19 protein-coding genes and 1 rRNA gene are annotated in these 17,448 nt (G+C 44.6%); all 20 read left to right on the top strand.

Annotated features, from left to right (window positions below; all coding sequences use genetic code 11):
* Positions 1 to 146 precede the first annotated feature (146 nt).
* Complete coding sequence (locus J2Z37_RS15400) at positions 147 to 1,034, top strand: NAD(P)-dependent oxidoreductase (RefSeq protein WP_342453844.1); 888 nt, start codon at positions 147 to 149, stop codon at positions 1,032 to 1,034.
* Between the two features lie 13 nt (positions 1,035 to 1,047).
* The gene (locus J2Z37_RS15405) at positions 1,048 to 2,307 is read left to right on the top strand and encodes a nickel pincer cofactor-dependent isomerase, group 22 (protein WP_245203829.1); all 1,260 of its coding nucleotides are present in this window, start codon (positions 1,048 to 1,050) and stop codon (positions 2,305 to 2,307) included.
* Positions 2,308 to 2,484: 177 nt separating this feature from the next.
* Entirely contained in the window at positions 2,485 to 3,159 is a 675-nt protein-coding gene (locus J2Z37_RS15410; RefSeq protein WP_209811172.1) for a YdjY domain-containing protein, read from the top strand.
* A gap of 81 nt (positions 3,160 to 3,240) precedes the next feature.
* Positions 3,241 to 4,386, top strand: a complete 1,146-nt coding sequence (locus tag J2Z37_RS25565) for a TVP38/TMEM64 family protein (protein WP_245203830.1) — start codon at positions 3,241 to 3,243, stop codon at positions 4,384 to 4,386.
* 37 nt (positions 4,387 to 4,423) lie between these two features.
* On the top strand, positions 4,424 to 5,089 hold the full coding sequence (locus J2Z37_RS15420; protein WP_209811173.1) for a TVP38/TMEM64 family protein: 666 nt from the start codon (positions 4,424 to 4,426) through the stop codon (positions 5,087 to 5,089).
* Positions 5,090 to 5,108: 19 nt separating this feature from the next.
* Positions 5,109 to 6,371, top strand: a complete 1,263-nt coding sequence (locus J2Z37_RS15425; protein WP_342453843.1) for an ABC transporter substrate-binding protein — start codon at positions 5,109 to 5,111, stop codon at positions 6,369 to 6,371.
* Positions 6,355 to 7,218 (top strand): ABC transporter permease, encoded by an 864-nt coding sequence (locus J2Z37_RS15430; protein ID WP_209811174.1) that lies wholly within the window; start codon positions 6,355 to 6,357, stop codon positions 7,216 to 7,218. Before J2Z37_RS15425 ends, J2Z37_RS15430 begins: the two co-directional genes overlap by 17 nt.
* 3 nt (positions 7,219 to 7,221) lie before the next feature.
* Positions 7,222 to 8,001 (top strand): ABC transporter permease, encoded by a 780-nt coding sequence (locus J2Z37_RS15435; RefSeq protein WP_209811175.1) that lies wholly within the window; start codon positions 7,222 to 7,224, stop codon positions 7,999 to 8,001.
* 152 nt (positions 8,002 to 8,153) lie between these two features.
* Entirely contained in the window at positions 8,154 to 9,188 is a 1,035-nt protein-coding gene (locus tag J2Z37_RS15440) for an ABC transporter ATP-binding protein (RefSeq protein WP_245203845.1), read from the top strand.
* Positions 9,189 to 9,304: 116 nt separating this feature from the next.
* Complete coding sequence (locus tag J2Z37_RS15445; RefSeq protein ID WP_209811177.1) at positions 9,305 to 9,898, top strand: CDP-alcohol phosphatidyltransferase family protein; 594 nt, start codon at positions 9,305 to 9,307, stop codon at positions 9,896 to 9,898.
* Between the two features lie 47 nt (positions 9,899 to 9,945).
* Positions 9,946 to 10,629, top strand: coding sequence for a glycine/sarcosine/betaine reductase selenoprotein B family protein (locus J2Z37_RS25570; RefSeq protein WP_245203847.1), 684 nt, complete (start codon positions 9,946 to 9,948; stop codon positions 10,627 to 10,629).
* 27 nt (positions 10,630 to 10,656) lie between these two features.
* Positions 10,657 to 10,854, top strand: coding sequence for a YtzI protein (gene ytzI, locus J2Z37_RS15460; protein WP_209811179.1), 198 nt, complete (start codon positions 10,657 to 10,659; stop codon positions 10,852 to 10,854).
* A gap of 175 nt (positions 10,855 to 11,029) precedes the next feature.
* Entirely contained in the window at positions 11,030 to 11,224 is a 195-nt protein-coding gene (locus tag J2Z37_RS15465) for a hypothetical protein (protein WP_209811180.1), read from the top strand.
* Between the two features lie 45 nt (positions 11,225 to 11,269).
* Positions 11,270 to 12,202 carry a S66 peptidase family protein gene (locus J2Z37_RS15470; protein WP_209811181.1) on the top strand — a complete coding sequence of 311 codons (933 nt, stop codon included), beginning with the start codon at positions 11,270 to 11,272 and terminating at the stop codon, positions 12,200 to 12,202.
* Positions 12,203 to 12,219: 17 nt separating this feature from the next.
* Positions 12,220 to 12,630 (top strand): FixH family protein, encoded by a 411-nt coding sequence (locus J2Z37_RS15475; RefSeq protein WP_209811182.1) that lies wholly within the window; start codon positions 12,220 to 12,222, stop codon positions 12,628 to 12,630.
* A gap of 115 nt (positions 12,631 to 12,745) precedes the next feature.
* Positions 12,746 to 13,276, top strand: coding sequence for an RNA polymerase sigma factor (locus J2Z37_RS15480; RefSeq protein ID WP_209811183.1), 531 nt, complete (start codon positions 12,746 to 12,748; stop codon positions 13,274 to 13,276).
* Entirely contained in the window at positions 13,273 to 14,766 is a 1,494-nt protein-coding gene (locus J2Z37_RS15485) for a hypothetical protein (protein ID WP_209811184.1), read from the top strand. The genes J2Z37_RS15480 and J2Z37_RS15485 overlap by 4 nt, the downstream gene beginning before the upstream one ends.
* 138 nt (positions 14,767 to 14,904) lie before the next feature.
* Entirely contained in the window at positions 14,905 to 16,509 is a 1,605-nt protein-coding gene (locus J2Z37_RS15490) for a peptide chain release factor 3 (protein WP_425340328.1), read from the top strand.
* 153 nt (positions 16,510 to 16,662) lie between these two features.
* A complete protein-coding gene (locus J2Z37_RS15495; RefSeq protein ID WP_209811186.1) occupies positions 16,663 to 17,091 on the top strand; it encodes a hypothetical protein in 429 nt (142 codons plus the stop codon).
* 287 nt (positions 17,092 to 17,378) lie between these two features.
* A 16S ribosomal RNA gene (locus tag J2Z37_RS15500) occupies positions 17,379 to 17,448 on the top strand; the annotation flags it as partial.

The raw sequence follows: 17,448 nt of genomic DNA on the forward strand, positions 1-17,448 counted from the left end.
ATCGCATCCTACATATAATTTTCTTTTTGTAATCATATCGCATTATCTATTGGCCCGGCAAGTCGAAAGGATTTTAATCTATTCAAAATTTTGGTATAATAAACCATGCGGACAAGCAGAGTGGACAACTATTAAGAAAAAAGGGGATTGAATCAATGCTTCAACCAAGTACGACAGCTATTGGGTTTATTGGACTAGGCGTAATGGGAAAGAGTATGGCCTCCAATATTATGAAGGCGGGCTATACAGTAAATGTTTATAACCGTACAAAATCAAAGGCGGAAGATCTGATAGAGCAAGGAGCAAACTGGAAGGATACTGTAGCTGAAGTTGCTTCCTCTTCGCAAGTGATCATCACGATCGTGGGGTATCCGAAGGATGTAGAGGAAGTGTATCTAGGGGAAAATGGTATCTTGCAAAATGCCAAAGAAGGAACATATCTCATTGATATGACTACATCTGATCCATCTTTGGCACAGAAGATCTATAAAGAGGCAAAGGAAAAGAACATGTATGCGTTGGATGCCCCTGTTTCCGGTGGGGATGTTGGAGCAAGGGAAGCTAGACTTGCGATCATGGTCGGTGGGGATGAAGAAGTATTTAATCAGATCCTGCCTATCTTCCAGTTAATGGGGAAAAACATTGTTTTACAGGGACCTGCAGGTGCTGGTCAGCATACGAAAATGGCCAATCAGATCGCGATCGCATCCAATATGATTGGTGTTTGTGAAGCGATGGTTTACGCGAAAAAGGCAGGACTTGATCCTTCGCAAGTGCTCCAGAGTATCGAAACAGGAGCTGCAGGAAGCTGGTCGTTGAGCAATCTGGCTCCGCGGATGATTGCCGGCAACTTTGACCCTGGATTCTATGTGAAGCATTTTATCAAGGATATGGGAATTGCTTTAGAAGCGGCTAAGGAAATGGGTTTAAGCACACCTGGATTAGAATTATCCAAGTCCCTCTATGATGAGTTGGCATCACAAGGTGAAGAGAACAGCGGCACACAGGCTCTGTTCAAATTACTTGATAAATAGGGCGGGGCGCGAGATGGATATGAAACTGCCAACCTTTGTAAAAATTAAACAACATTTTCATGGACCTCGTGTGGAAAACATTGATGCCACCGTTGCCGAGCAATTAAGGAATATTCAAGTTCGCGACCGGGTAAAGCCAGGGATGCGGATAGCTATCACTGCAGGCAGCCGTGGTGTGGCTAATATTGCTCGTATTTTGAAGGCTTTGATTGCAGAGCTAAAAGGCATGGGCACAGATCCTTTCATTATTCCAGCAATGGGAAGCCACGGTGGGGCAACTGCCGAAGGGCAGGTAGAAGTCCTCCATAGTTATGGAATAACCGAGGATTACTGCGGAGCCAAAATTTTATCCTCGATGGAAGTCGTGCAAGTAGGGGAAACCCCGGCAGGGATGCCTGTCTATATCGACAAATATGCTTCTGAAGCCGATGCGATCATCATTGTCGGCCGAATCAAGGTACATACCGATTTTAAATCACCGATCGGAATCGAAAGCGGCCTGATGAAGATGGCTTCCATTGGACTTGGTAAGCACAAGCAGGCTTTAACCATCCATACTTACGGCGTGCAGGGAATTCGTGATATGATGCCGGAAGTCGCCAAGGTTGTTTTGGAGAAATGCCAAATCCTGTGCGGCGTTGGGATTATTGAAAATGCATTCGAGCAAACTGCCAAAATTGAAGCCATTCTACCAGCGCAGATCCCTCAGAGGGAAAGGGAATTGTTGAAGGAGTCTGCTGCGCTTATGCCCAAGCTTCCCATCGAAGAACTGGATCTTCTGTGGGTCGGTGAGATCGGCAAAAATTTTAGCGGGACAGGAATGGATACCAATATTATCGGCCGTCTTCGCATTCTTGGAACCGAGGAACCCGCATCACCCCGGATTAAATACCTGATCGCCAGCGATTTAAGTGAAGAAACCCATGGAAACGCCTTAGGGATAGGCTTGGCTGACTTAACCACGAAGCGTTTATTTGATAAAATTGATTACCAGAAAATGAATGAAAATGTCATCACAAGTACATTTCTTCATCGGGCGATGATCCCAATCGTCATGGAAAATGACCGCGAAGCCTTTACGGCAGCTCTTCGGGCAACGTGGGGGATCCAATCGGAAAATGCGCGGATCATGTGCATTCCCAATACACTGCATTTGGAACATCTCTTGATATCTTCCAACCTATTAGATGAGGTGAAAGGGCTCGAACATGTGGAAGTGATTGGGGAGCCGCAGGAGTTGGCGTTTGATGAAGCTGGGTATTTAAAATTTTAGTCGAAGAAGAGAAATGAGGACTACCGTTTGGGAGGTGGTCCTCTATTTTATATGCACCATAACCAAAAATTATCTGGAATATAATTTAGTCTTATGTATAATATATATTGGCACATATACAATGGTGTTAATCACTCGAACAATATATTAGAGATTTTGAAGGGAGTTTATCATTTCATGAAAAAATTAATGAGTCTATTCATAGCAGGTCTGCTTAGTGTTTCCTTGGTTGGATGTGGAGCAGGGTCTGGAGGCGGAGAGCAAGGCATAAAAGGTACACCTACTGTAGCCGAAGAAGGGGTCGAAGTTAGCCAAGAGCATCCGCTAGTGATCGATAAAGAAGCAAAAACCATTAAGGTTTATGCAACGGTTAATGGAAAGTATACGGTTGAGCCTACTCGTCATGGTTTGAATTTTTCTGAAGGAAAATACGGGGATCAAGCACTGTTCACTTCCTTCGCTAACCCAACCAATTTTCATGATGCGATGGTGGAAATTGGGGGTACGCCCGGAAATAACCTGACGCCTGACACAGCTGGACAACAGATTGAAGGGTCTGATGTGGATGTAACAGTGACATGGGATGGCGCACCAAAGGAATTTACGATGTCTGAGGTAGTGAACGATTCAACCGGCAAACCGATTCAATATAAATTTGGCGGAAATCGTGAACGCTCCATTGAAGCTTTCACAGGGTGTCTTGCATGTTTTGACAGCTGTCCAGTAGGAATTACAAGCAACAGCTCACATATGCAAGGGGAATTTGCCAACAAGGAAGTTGAATTTAGAGGAAATAAGGATGTTCTGCCTGCAGACGGAACTCCTGTAGTGGTTACCTTTAAGTTGTCGTAATAAAAACGAAATCAGACACCAAGGCATAAACATTAGGTTTATGCCTTGATTTCTATACTTTAAACGGAAAGAGGAAAGATAATGGGATCATCGACACGATGGTGGAAGGGGCTTCTCGGACTTCTCAATGCCATATTGCTGCCAACGATTGCTGGATTGGGTTTGGCTAGTCTTTTGATTCAGTCAACCTGGCTGGATATGCGTGCTGATCTGGGGGCTCTTTCGCCTACGTTCGTTATCTTTGCAGTAATCATTTATCTGTTAAACCAAATGTATCAGCTGGATCGTTGGACGTATTGGGAAAATAAAAAAGTGGTCTGGCTTATCCTTCTTGGGGCACTGCTAATCATCCTGATCGTCAACCGTTTTGATTGGGATGCACTTACGATTGTTCCTGCCTCGACGCTTCGTGACGGATTTAAGCTGACATTTTTAACCTTGAATCAAGTCAATATTCTGCTGATCGTTCTTTTGGTGCTGGGCGCTGTTGTTTCTTGGCAGTATCAAAAAATAAAACTTCATAAAATGGGGAGAAAAATCGTGACAAAAAAACAACGCACACAAATCGCTCTGCTTCTGGCAGTAGCCTTTGTTTTTGTACTTCTTTATCTGGTCCAACCAGGTGTCCGTTATTTTGTTAACGAAGCGAGTGCAAAGCTAGCTTCCGCGGACATCGAGGCTTTTAAAAATTATCTCCAATCCTTTGGGATCTGGGCTCCAATTTTATCTGCCGTTTTAATGATCCTGCAGTCTGTAGTTGCCCCGCTTCCCGCTTTTGTAATTACCTTTGCCAATGGGATGCTGTTTGGTGCCTTTTGGGGTGGGTTGCTCTCCTGGAGCAGTGCTATGCTTGGAGCTGCCCTCTGCTATTGGATTGCCCGCGCACTGGGACGCCCGGTTGTGGAGAAATTAGTAAGTAAAAGTGCAGTGGACTGGACCGACAAGTTTTTTGATCGTTATGGGAAACATTCCGTGTTGCTTGCGCGTTTGCTGCCCATTGTTTCGTTTGACCTAGTCAGCTATGGAGCTGGATTAACATCAATGAGATTTTGGGGGTTCTTTGTTGCGACCGGAATTGGGCAGGCACCTGCAACCATTCTTTATTCCTATTTAGGGCAAACGGCTTCAGGATCCGTGAAGATTTTATTCTGGGTCTTTATTATTGTGATCTGTTTGGCGATCTTAATCGCCGCTTGGAAGAAGAGATCCTCTTTGCTTCACAATTAGCAAGGAAAGCGAACTTCCTGGCAGTTAGGAGGAAGACATGGATAAAAGAAAGCTAGGAAAGTTTTTTGTTCTTTTATTTATCGTGATAGCTGGCTTCCTGCTTCTCCGATCCTTTGGATACAAGGTTCTCGACCCTACGGAGATTCGAGACTATATTCTATCTTTTGGATGGTGGGCGCCAGTTTTGTATATTTTTCTTTATACGATCCGTCCCCTGCTTTTATTTCCAGCTGTCATTCTTTCCTTAACGGGAGGATTAACTTTTGGTCCATGGTGGGGGACCCTTTATGATTTGATCGGGGCTTCGTTGGGTTCCTTTCTGGCCTTTGGCTTATCGCGAAAACTGGGGAGGGAGGCTGCCCAATACTGGATGGGGGAGAAAATCCGTGGTTGGGATGAAAAATCAGGGGAAAATGGTTTTAAGACGATCTTCATCCTTCGGTTAATCCCTTTGATTCCTTTTGATGCTGTGAATTACGGGGCGGGTCTATCCAAGATTTCCTTTCGTGACTATGCAGGTGGGACGATTCTTGGCATTATCCCAGGGGCTTTTGCCTACAATTTTTTGGGTCACTCTTTTCACAACCTCTTCTCCACGACCTTCTTCCTGGCTGTGGCGTTTGTGTTGTGTCTAATACTGCTGCCGACTGTTTTCCGATCAGCGAAGAATAAACTTTCAGAGGATCTGCCGAAAAATAGATAGTAAATGGAGTCGATACACCGTGATACTTAGAAAGATATTTACATCAGTTATTCTCTCGGTTTTAGTAGCCTTAATGGCGGGGTGCACAAGCCAGGGCCAAGATCAGGAAAAATCACAACCTAGTGAGCAAACCACCCCTCTAGAGAAAAGCTGGGAGGAAATTTCCTCCACGGCGAAAGGGAAGACCGTTTCGCTGTATATGTGGGGGGGAAGCGATTCAATTAACCGCTATATCGACGAATGGGTTGCCCCTCGTTTAAAGGAACAATCAGGGGTTACCTTAAAAAGGGTGCCTGTTAATGATACAAAAGATGTCATCAATCAGCTATTAACAGAAAAGAAGGCCGGCAAAACCAATGGAAGTGTGGATATCATCTGGTTGAACGGTGAGAATTTCAAAATCGCTAAAGAAAATCAACTTTTATTTGGGTCGATTGCTCCTAAGTTGCCAAACGTACAGGACTATGTGGCGATGGGTGCGCCTGATTTGCAGTATGATTTTGGGATAGATACAGAAGGCATGGAAGTTCCTTGGGGGAAAGCACAATATGTCTTTATCTATGATTCCAAGCACGTGGCTGAGCCGCCTAAAACTATAGATGAACTAAAAGACTGGATCAAGCAAAATCCAGGAAAGTTCACTTATCCAGCACCCCCTGATTTTACGGGAAGTGCGTTTTTACGCCATGTCTTATTTGAAACTTCTGGCGGGTATGAGGATTTTCTGAAGCCTTTTGACCAACAGATAATGGATGAAAAGTCTCAAGCGGCGTGGGCTTATTTAAATGAGATCAAACCTGATTTATGGAGAAAGGGAGAGACCTATCCGGAAAGCTTGGCCAAGTTGGATTTGCTTTATTCCCAGGGGGAAGTGTGGATGACCATGGGGTATGATGCGGCAAGGGCCTCTAACGAAATCAAGAAGGGGACCTTTCCGGAATCCACTCGTACGTTTGTATTGGATAAGGGAACTTTAGCTAATGCTCATTATCTTTCCATTTCGTTTAATTCAGCACAGCCAGATGCTGCGATGGTAGCAATTAACTATCTACTTTCTCCAGAGGCCCAAATTGCAAAATTTGACCCACGGCATTGGGGCGAAGATATGGTTCTTGAACCATCCAAATTATCGACAGAAGAACAACAGCAAATTAATTCAATTGATCGCGGGGTGGCCACGCTGCCTGCAGAAGCACTAGCTAAGCACAAAATTCCTGAGATCCACGCGGATTATGTGGATTACCTGGAGAAAGAATGGAAAACAAATGTGGCTAAAGATTAGACCTTATCTTTTGCTTATGCCTGCCGTAGGGCTTACGCTGCTTTTATTTTTTGGCGGCCTGGCCCTTGGCTTGCTGCAAAGTCTTGGTTTATTTTCTATAAGTGGAGGATCTTCTTTTACATTTGAATGGTACCAGACGCTCTTAGTTGATCAAGCTTTTTGGAAGTCTTTTTGGCTAAGCTTTTATACGGCGGGTATTTCTACACTCATTTCAGCTGTACTTGGAATCCTTACAGCCCTTGGGTTATTGCGATTAAGTTATAAGTGGCAGAGAATGACACAGTTTGCCCTGCTTGTTCCCCACTTTATTGCAGGTTACGTAGTCATTCTTTTATTTATGCAGAGCGGGTGGGTGTCCAGGTGGCTACATGCTTTTGGACTCATTGACTCTATAGAGCAATTTCCTATTTTGGTGAATGATCCTTTTGGATGGGGGGTCATTCTTACGTATATATGGAAGGAAACACCCTTTATTGCTTTAATGGTCTACCCGGTGCTTGCCCGGATTTATCAATCTTGGTTAGAAGTCGCACAAACGCTTGGTGCCAGCAGGCTTTCATTCTTTCGCGAGATCGTTCTTCCTTTAGTCCTGCCAGCCTGGTTGGCTTCCGCGCTAATTGTTTTAGCCTTTACCTTCTCCGCTTTTGAGGTGCCTTATTTGTTAGGAGTGACTTTCCCGGAGACGCTTTCGGTTTTCTCCTATCAAACCTATTTGAGCGGCTCCCTGGAAGAAAGACCTCTCGCCTTGGCGGTAAACTTCCTGTTGGCTGTAGCAACGGGATTCCTCGGATGGATCGCCTATCAATGGAGCAAAAGATGGAGTGTCCAGGGATGGAAGGGGTGGTAGGGGATGAAGCTGTCAATCATCAAGTTTCTCGTTGTGCTGGGGATTTTGTTCTTCCTTGCTCCGCTTGTCTTAACAAGCCTCTCAGCCGGTTGGCGCTGGCCGATGTTATGGCCTGCAGAGATCAGCTGGCGTTCCTGGGAATATCTTTTTTCGGGTCAATCACAGACAGGAATCGCGGTTTTCAACAGTTTACTCATTGCATGTGGTGTGACGATAGTCAATCTGGGATTAGCGATTCCGGCGGCCTACGGTCTGATCCGCTTTCCTCTTAAGGGGAAGTTGATTGTCCAGATCATTCTGTTTGCTCCTTTGGTCATCCCGCCCTTTGTTTCTTTAATGGGCATCCACTTTACCTTCATTCGGTTGGGGCTGACGGAATCATTACCAGGCCTGATCCTGGCCCACCTGACTCCGACCCTTCCGTATATGATTTGGGCGCTCCTTTCAAGCTATCGGACGGTAGGTCCAGAATGGGAGGAACAAGCGCGCATGCTCGGGGCCAATGGGCTGCAACGGATGATTCATGTCGTGATTCCGTTCTTACTTCCTGGAATTCTTGCCGGTTCCAGCTTAAGCATTCTGGTTTCTCTTAGCCAATACCTCATTACCTTTCTGATCGGAGGGGGGCAAGTCATTACATTGCCGATTCTCTTATTTCCGTTTATTAGCGGAGGAGATCCAGCCTTGGGAGCTGCCTATGCACTTCTTTTTATCGGGATGGCATTTTTGGCGTTATTTATCCTTGATTGTTTGTTAAAATGGTCGTATAGAAGGGTTAATTAACATCGGTAAGTGAACGGGGTCAGAACCCGGTCGAAATTTGCCGAATTCAACTGAAGAAATATTTACCTAACCCTTCAATGGTTCGGTTTTATATTCAGCAAATTTCGACTGGGATCTGACCCTTAAAAAAGGGGGCTTTGCACCTTTTGTTAATGATAGAAAAACTGGAGAAAAAATATCAGACAGATCGGGAATTTATTCTTCTTGTCGATGACTTGCAGTTGCAAGAAGGCGAGTTTTTTGCCTTACTCGGCGAATCAGGATCAGGGAAAACAACACTGCTGAAACTGATTGCTGGCCTTTTGATGCCTGACCGCGGAGACCTTTTTCTAAACGGGAAGCCAATTTCTGGGCTACCTGCCGAGAAAAGGGGTTTTTCCATGGTCTTTCAACAGCCGCTTCTCTTTCCCCATATGAATATTCTCGATAATGTCACTTTTGGATTGAAAATGAAAGGAATCGGCAAACAGGAACGGAATGCCAAGGGGATGGAAATCCTAAAGAAAATGGGCCTGAGCGGGTTCGAAAAGCGATATCCCAGTCAGTTGAGTGGGGGGCAACAGCAACGAGTAGCTCTTGGCCGCTCTTTGGTGACACAGCCCAGACTGCTTTTAATGGATGAGCCTTTTAGTTCCCTCGACCCCACGACCAGGGAAGAAATGCGGGATTGGCTGCGGGAAATTCATCGCAGTTTCGGGGTCACGATCCTTTTTGTTACGCACGATCCACGGGAGGCCTTCTACCTAGCCGATCGCATTGGGATCATGGATGAGGGTGTTCTGGTCCAGTTGGATGAACCGAGAAAGCTCTACGAACAGCCCGTTAACGTGAAGACAGCGAAACTCTTGGGGATCCGCAATTTGATCGCAGGACGTGTGAAGCAAGGGAGGTTTGTGTCAGATTCCGGTGTGATTGAATTGCAGTTGCATGGGCAGGATCTGGAGGGATACCTGATGATTCTGCCGGAGGCGATTCGCATGAGAAAAGGGGGAGTCGCGGGGGCTGAAGAGCTCCCTGGCACCATCTCACAGATCGCTTTTGTCCCTGGGTTCTCTTCTTTGAAAGTGGAAATTGGGAAAGAACGTCTAGAAGTGATGCAAAGGATGGAAGATTCTTATGCCTGGTCGGTGGGGGAATCTGTTCTCCTTGCGTTTAATCAGGAGGCTTTGCGCTTCATCCGAAAATAAGGGGAGAAATTCCCCTTAAATTGAGGATTCACCCAAATTAAGAGAAATAAGAGGAAATCTTCCCTTATTTAAGCTATGGGGGCCAGACCCTCGGCCTAGAAAGGCAGGAACAACAAGTGCTAGACACACATGCAAGAAAGTATGTAGAGCCGATGATCGGTTCAACAGCAACCGTTCTTCTACGGCTCCGTTTAAAACCAAATCAGGTGACCTGGGCGGCTTTTTTGATCGGTTCCGTCACGGGGGTGTTGATCTACTACGATCAGCCGGTTTTAGCGGTGATCCTGCTATGGATTTCCGGCTACCTCGATGCTGTCGACGGGGCAATGGCGAGAAAACAGAAAAAAACAAGTTCCTGGGGAACAGTTCTTGATATTACATTTGACCGGATCGTCGAATTGTCGGTAATCGTTGGTCTCGCCGCAAGATATCCAGAGGCCCAGTTTTTGCTTCTTTTATTAACCGCTGCCATCGTCTTTTCTATGACGGTCTTTTTAACAGTAGGGGCTTTATCAGATAAAAAGGGGCTGAAATCCTTCTACTATCAGGCAGGCTTAGCAGAACGAACGGAAGGTTTTATTTTATTTTCCTTGATGACCTTGTTTCCTTCCTGGCTCTTGGGCTTTACCGGTTTGTTCTTGTTTGTGGAGGTTTTTACAGCCCTGCAAAGAATGTGGGAGGCTAAACAAATATTAACGGATGAGGAGTGAATATAGCAGTGTGGAAACAAAAGGTAATTGGAAAAGTGGCGGAGGCCATGGTAAAGAAAGTGGAGACTCCGCCAACTATTGCTCCTTGGGGGAAGTCTCTTGCGCAAGCGCGTGTAGCTTTAGTGACTACAGCGGGAGTGCACCTCAAGGAACAGCCTATTTTTCAAGTGGAAGAAGGAGATAGCAGCTACCGGGTTATTCCAAATGATGTTCGGCAAGAGGATCTCATGATTAGTCACACCCATTATGACCGGACAGATGCCGATCAGGATATTAATTGCGTTTTCCCCATTGCCCGTCTGCAGGAGTTGGCCCAGCAAGGTATAATCGGGAGTGCGGCATCCGTTCATTACGGGTTTATGGGCTATATCCCTAAACCGCAAAAGTTAATGGAAGAAGTCGCACCAGAGGTCGCGAGATTTTTGAAAGAAGACCAGGTAGATATTGTGGTCCTATCCCCTGGCTGATATATTTGCCATCAATCCGTGGGATTGATTCAAAGAGCGATCGAAGCTGAAGGAATACGTACGGCGGCCATTAGTCATTTGCCCAAGGTTACCGAGAAGGTAAGAGCGCCGAGGTCCCTGTATCTCCGCTTTCCTTTAGGGCGTTCATTTGGCGGTGCGGGTTCCATTGATTTGCAAAGACAAATTTTACAAGACGCGGTTCAATTTGCAGTAACAGGAGAACCAGAAAGTATTGTAGAATTACCTTACAGGTGGAAAAGATAAATAAACAATTGGAGAGGTGGGAGATCAGTGTCAACAACTGTATCAATTATTATGGCGTCTGCCGTCTTTATGACCATATTGACGATTCTCATGTGTTTATGGTATTTGAAGCGTGGCTACTCTTATAAGCATACGATTGACGAGCTTCCTGACCATTTGAAAATCGACGAAATTCCGGAACACATGAAACAATACCAGAAAAAAGATAAGTTGACTAATAATTAAAGAGACTGATTGGGAATATTTGGAACGATTAGATATCCTGCTAATAAACCGTTTTCTTGCTAATTTTAGCTTATTTTTACTCCATTCTATCCCTTTACATTCCTTCGTTTCGGGAGTAATATAGTGTCCATTGATAAAATACGTTTTCCGAACAAAGGGGGAGCGGGGGAGAAAAATGATTCAGGAAATGCGAAAACAACTCCATCAATGTATAGGGGAACAGGTGGAAGTGATTACGAAGAAAAATGATAAGATCATTGGGAAATTGAGCTGGTTGAGTCCTGACCGTTGTATGGCGGAAATTACACTTAAAACAGGGCAAATTGACACCGTGATGGATTTGCATATTAAAGCGATTAAGAAATTATAAGAAAAGCTTCAATAGGATCTCATCTTACACGGAGGTGACAGACCATTGTCGATCATTAAGCCCAAAGCTCTTCAACATGGGGGAACGATTGCGGTGATTGCACCGGCAAGCCCCGTTCCAGAGGAGCAACTAGAAAAGTCAGTCGATCGGCTTGCCCGTTTTGGCTTCCGGGTGATATTGGGTGAAAGTGTAAGGAGAGAATACGGGTATTTGTCTGGACGGGATGACATTCGTGCAATGGATGTAAATCGCATGTTTGCAGATCCTGATGTGGATGCGATTATTTGTTTAAGGGGCGGTTATGGGACACCAAGAATTTTAGATCAACTGGATTATCCGCTCATTTGCAAAAATCCAAAAATCTTTATTGGTTATAGTGATATAACAGCATTGCATCAGGCTCTTCATCGTAGTACGGGGTTGGTTACTTTTCATGGACCGATGGTAAGCGAATTGGCTGTAGACCATGATGAGTTGAACTGGCCCCTGTTGTTTAAATTAATCAGTGAGACGGACGCATTAGGAAAGTATTCTGAGCCACCCGGGATGTTTCAATACCAGATAAATAATGGTGTCGCTTCGGGCCGATTGGTTGGCGGCAACTTAAGCCTTCTCGTCAGTTTGTTGGGGACCCCCTATGAGGTGGATCCCCGGGGAAGGATTTTGTTTATCGAAGACGTAGGGGAACAACCCTATAAGATCGATCGCATGCTGACCCAACTACGGTTAGCAGGAAAATTAGAGCAAGCCGAGGGGATTCTGTTTACTGATTTTTCTGGGATTCATCTTGAACCCAAAAAACCTAGCTTATCTGTCCGAGAGGTTCTTGAAGATATCATATCCCCTCTGGGGATTCCTTCTTACTATGGATTAAAGGCTGGACATTGCCAGCCTAATTTAACTCTTCCTATTGGGATTAAGGCACGCCTTGATGCGGTGGAGGGAACCTTAGAATTATTGGAAAGCTGTGTGATTTGAAAAGAGGTGATACAGTAATGAACAAAGCTTGGATACTACATATATTTTTCATCCTCTTAATTGGTTTAACAGGATGCGGTAATGGGGAAGAGTCGACACCTCAAGATCCAGCAGCACCTCCTGCACCTTTGACAGTTGAGTTCCAAAGCAGTCCAGAACCAGCCATTGTGGATCAGCCTGTTACCCTGCAGGTAACGGTCACCCAGGGATCCGAAAAAGTCAGTGATGCGAATGATGTGCAGTTTGAGGTTTGGCAGGAAGGCCAGGAACAGCACAAGATGGTCCCCGCTGAAAACAGAGGAGAAGGTATATATGCCCTTGAAGTGGCCTTTTCTGAAACGGGAAAACATTATGTGATGTACCACGTAACAGCACGAGATATGCACAGTATGAGTCAAAGAGAGATTGACGTTCAAGCGGCCAAATAGATAGGTAGAAGTGAAAACCACCAGCTGGTGGTTTATTTTTTTTAATATCCATTGTAAGAAAGCATTGAGTGCTACGTCTAAAAAGATAGAATGAGAAACATATTGGAGGTATCCCATGGACCCGTTTGAAAAGTTGTTTGAAGACAACTTCCGGCCCATCTACCAGTACGTTTATTACATGATCGGCAACAAGGCCGATGCTGAGGATATTACCCAGGAGGTATTTATGAAGGTTGCCTCCTCTTACGATAAATTTCGTGGGGAAAGCTCCGTATCCACCTGGATTTATACGATTGCCCGGCGTACTGTGGTAGATTTTATTCGGCAAAAGAAGACCAAGAAGTTTTTGACATTCTGGAAAAATCATATTCCAGAAGACTTTGAGGCAGCAGATGACTTTGATTTACCGAGTGAAATATTTGAAAAGAAGGAACAAAAAGAAAAGATTTATTTTATGCTCAGCCGACTCCCGGAAAAAATGAGATCTGTCATTTATCTTCGGTTCATGAAGGGGATGTCTGTACAGGAAACTGCCTTGCTGCTCGATATATCACCAAATCAGGTGAGCGTAACGCAAAACAGGGCTTTGGCAAAGCTGAGAACGATTATGGATACGGACACTTGGGTAAAGGAGGAGATCAGATGAAACAGGATATGGCAGAGAAAAAACTTATCCAAGAATTGCAGCAGTTTACACTTCCAGAACCCGAACCGGCTTTTAAAGAGGCCCTGAAAGAAAAGTTTTTAAAAAAAGCAGAACAGACGGCGACTCGTAGGAAATGGTTTCGAAGAGTAGGAGTGTCCGGAACACTTGCCGCATCCCTGTTAATTGGATTATGGGCTACTCAGAACCTGCCGTTTAATGGAAATAATCAGGCGAAGCCACCTGAATCTAACATTCAACAAACACAGACGATTTCTCAAATGCCACCCGTAGCGGAAAGTCATTGGAAGGCATTGAATATATCGAATCCAGAGATCTTGTATCAAGATTATACGGGCCAATCTACGATGCAAATTGGCACCGATCAAACAAGGAGAAAGCTGTATGCGATCAACGAAGGAAAAGCCGTTGAACTCTTTGAATCGGCAGATATGGATATCTATTCGGCTGAATTTTACGCTTTTCCCACTGACCCGGGCAAATACTATGTTTGGTTTATGGAACAAAAGCCGTTAGACCAGCCGGATCATGTAAAAGCTGTGCAACACCTTATGCTACTTGAAGCAGACGGCAGTGTGGCAGAGATTAAGCATATCCCACAACCGGGGATCAATGCTGGGCGCAACCTACAATGGTCGCCAAATGGGGAGAAAGCATTCTTTGTAACGGAAAACAGCCAAGGCTGGGAAGTAGGTCTTTTAGATTCATCTGCTACAGAATTTAAAACATTGTACGGTGAAATCAACCAGGAGATTACGGACATGAGTGCTGTTCCTGACCAGCAGATGAGATGGGCGATTACTTGGGCGAGTGATTCTACGCTTCTACTATACAATCCGTTTGCACAGTCCTTCTACGGGGTGAACGTGGATGATGTGACCGCCTGGGATTACAAAGGTGCCGAGCTTTCGCTTGAACCAGGCAGTTTCGTGAAGAAAATCATCGTTCCAAAGGATCAGCAAGTCGCTTTTATTCGGGTGGGAGCCCCGCAGATGGATGTGTCCTTTACGGGGAAAGAAAGGCTGTACAAATTGAATTTGCAGACCAATGAGTTAAAGCTAGTGAATTTCACCTCATTTAAGTCGCCGGAATATGATCAATATTACTTGGGTGAAATGGAAGACGGGGCGCTGATTTTGGGAGACGTCCACAAGGAGAAAGGTGGATTTACTCTATCCGTTGCTGCGTACGATCCTGCGGGAGATCAGCCGACTATGCTATTCCAAAAAGAGTTTACTGAATCCTTGTTCGTTAATGACCAAATTAAATTCACACCAGATCAAAAACGGATTGCAATGCGCGTCTTCGCTTTCCCGCAAGACGGCGGTGCAGGTGCAGAGTACTTGGTTGTTGTGAATACCGAGTCAGGTGGTAAGTCGATTGACCCGATTAAAGTAGAGTTTATTAATGATTTCCAGTTTGTAGACGATCATAGGATTAAAGTGAATGACGAAACCATTCCACTTGGATGATGGGGAAGGGGCTGCCCAACGAAAAACGTTGGAGGGCCTCTTTTTCTCATGGAAATCGTCACCATGCATTGTTTTTAACATAAAATTTAATGTAGAATGTAAGGATGGAAGATAGTCGTTTAGGTTAGGAGTAACATGATGAGTACAATAAATGTGAATGAAAATAAAATCAAAGCGGAGATTGCCAAACGCCGGACGTTTGCTATTATATCCCACCCGGATGCGGGGAAGACCACTTTGACTGAGAAATTGCTTCTTTTTGGAGGAGCGATTCGTTTGGCTGGAACGGTAAAGGGGAGAAAATCCCAACGGACAGCCACCTCAGACTGGATGGAAATTGAGAAGCAAAGAGGGATTTCGGTTACATCAAGTGCCATGCAGTTTGAGTATAACGGGATCAAGGTAAATATCCTTGACACCCCGGGACACCAGGATTTTAGTGAAGACACCTATCGGACGCTGACCGCTGCAGATAGTGCCGTGATGTTAATCGATGCTGCCAAAGGGGTCGAGGAACAAACGAAAAAGCTGTTTGCAGTCTGCCGGATGCGGGGAATTCCAATTTTCACTTTTATCAACAAACTAGACCGTGAGTCCCGCGATCCACTCGATCTTTTGCAGGAATTAGAAGATGTATTAGGGATTCGTTCCTGTCCGATGAATTGGCCGATTGGGATGGGACAAGATTTTAAAGGGATTTATAATCGCGAGAAAAATGAAGTCGAAGTCTATCAACATGGTCATTATCACGAAAAAGACGAAATTGAAGTCGTGGATGGAAACCAGGAGGCCTTGGTTCGTCAATTGGGCGAATATTATTATGACAAAGTGATGGAAGATATTGAACTGCTCGATGTCGCGGGCGATCCCTTCGACATGGAACGCATCCAAAAAGGGGAATTGACCCCTGTCTTCTTTGGGAGTGCAATTAATAACTTTGGCGTTCAAACTTTCTTGGATCGTTTCCTTACTTTGGCACCAGTGCCAACTCCAAGAAAAAGCGATGCAGGTCCAGTGAACCCTGATTTTCCGGAATTCTCGGGCTACGTCTTTAAAATTCAAGCGAACATGAACCCTGCCCACCGCGACCGGATTGCCTTTTTAAGAATCTGTTCAGGATATTTCGAGCGCGGCATGGCTGTCCAGCATGTTCGAACTGGAAAAACTATTAAGCTCTCACAGCCGCAACAATTCTTTGCCCAAGATCGGCAAATCATTGAGGATGCCTATCCAGGAGATATAATCGGATTGTATGATCCAGGCATTTTCCAAATTGGCGATACCCTTTGCCAAGGTTCACCTTTTACCTTTGATGAAATGCCATACTTTGCACCAGAACGCTTTGCCAAGGTAACTGCAAAGGATGCCATGAAATACAAGCAATTCCACAAAGGTGTGGACCAATTGACAGAAGAAGGAGCCATTCAGATTTACCACACCTATGGTACTGGGATCGATGAATTAGTGCTAGGTGTTGTCGGAGAACTTCAGTATGAAGTGTTCGAACATCGTCTGAAGGCCGAGTATGGGGTAGATATCCTCATGCAGCGATTGCCGTATGAGTATGCCCGTTGGATCGATGGAAGCAAAGAAGATTTGCAAAAGTTCATCAGCGGCACCAATGTGGTGGTTAAGGATAAAAAGGGAAGATTCGTCGCCCTTTTCCAAAATGAGTTTGGACTCCGCTGGGCATCGGAGAAATATCCTGACATCCGTTTTGTTGATTCACCGACAAAGTTATAAACTTGTGAGTACGGAAGGGGCTGCCTAGGGGTGGCCTCTTTTTTGATGTAAAAGTTTCCAAAAAAATAAATGAAAAACTTGAAACCTATATCTCCTCTTATTCGTATTAATTACAAAGAAACAACTTTTTCTTATCAAAGGAGATATTTTTAGATGGCGAAGAGAAAAGGAACGATAACTCAACCTAGTCAAGATGATCTAAAAACCTTTATTAAGACTGGGAAGACGGTTGACTGGATCTCCGAAAAATGGAATGTTACTCCACAAACTGTTCGCTCCTGGTTTACAAAATTCAACTTAAGCTTGCCTAAGAAAAATGGGCTTAAGACGACTTATAATCGCAAGAATACTGTTGGGCCTCGGACATGCCCTGTCTGCCAAGAGAACCAGAATGTCAATTATATTGTTGCAGAGAAGCATTGGTATTGCATGCAATGTTATACGGAATTCGATGCAAACAATGTGATCTATGTCTATAACGACCGAGGTGACCTTGTCGAGGTGATTGCCAACAAGCCCGGACTCTGGGATAAACTTAAATCAGCTAATCGCAAGGACGTCATCCGAACGATTACCGTTTGATGAAAAAGTGGCAAAGAGAAATGTTCACTAGCATGGATTCTTTGTCACTTTTTTTTCTCGTTGCTTTGGGTGATAGGATGTGCTAAAGTTACATCTGTAAAAGAAATAAAGTCATGCGAAATATTGTTGTTGACTTTATGAAAATGTTTGTGGTATATTAATTAAGTCGCTTCGGCGGTACTGAAAATGAATGTTCTTTGAAAACTGAACAGAATCATGTCCAAACAGTAACGTCAATGAATAATTGACATTAAACGTCAGTATGACGAAATGAGCACAACAAACTTTTATTGGAGAGTTTGATCCTGGCTCAGGACGAACGCTGGCGGCGTGCCTAATACATGCAAGTCGAGCGAA

This window comes from Ammoniphilus resinae (assembly GCF_017873965.1).
GTDB lineage: Bacteria > Bacillota > Bacilli > Aneurinibacillales > RAOX-1 > Ammoniphilus_A > Ammoniphilus_A resinae.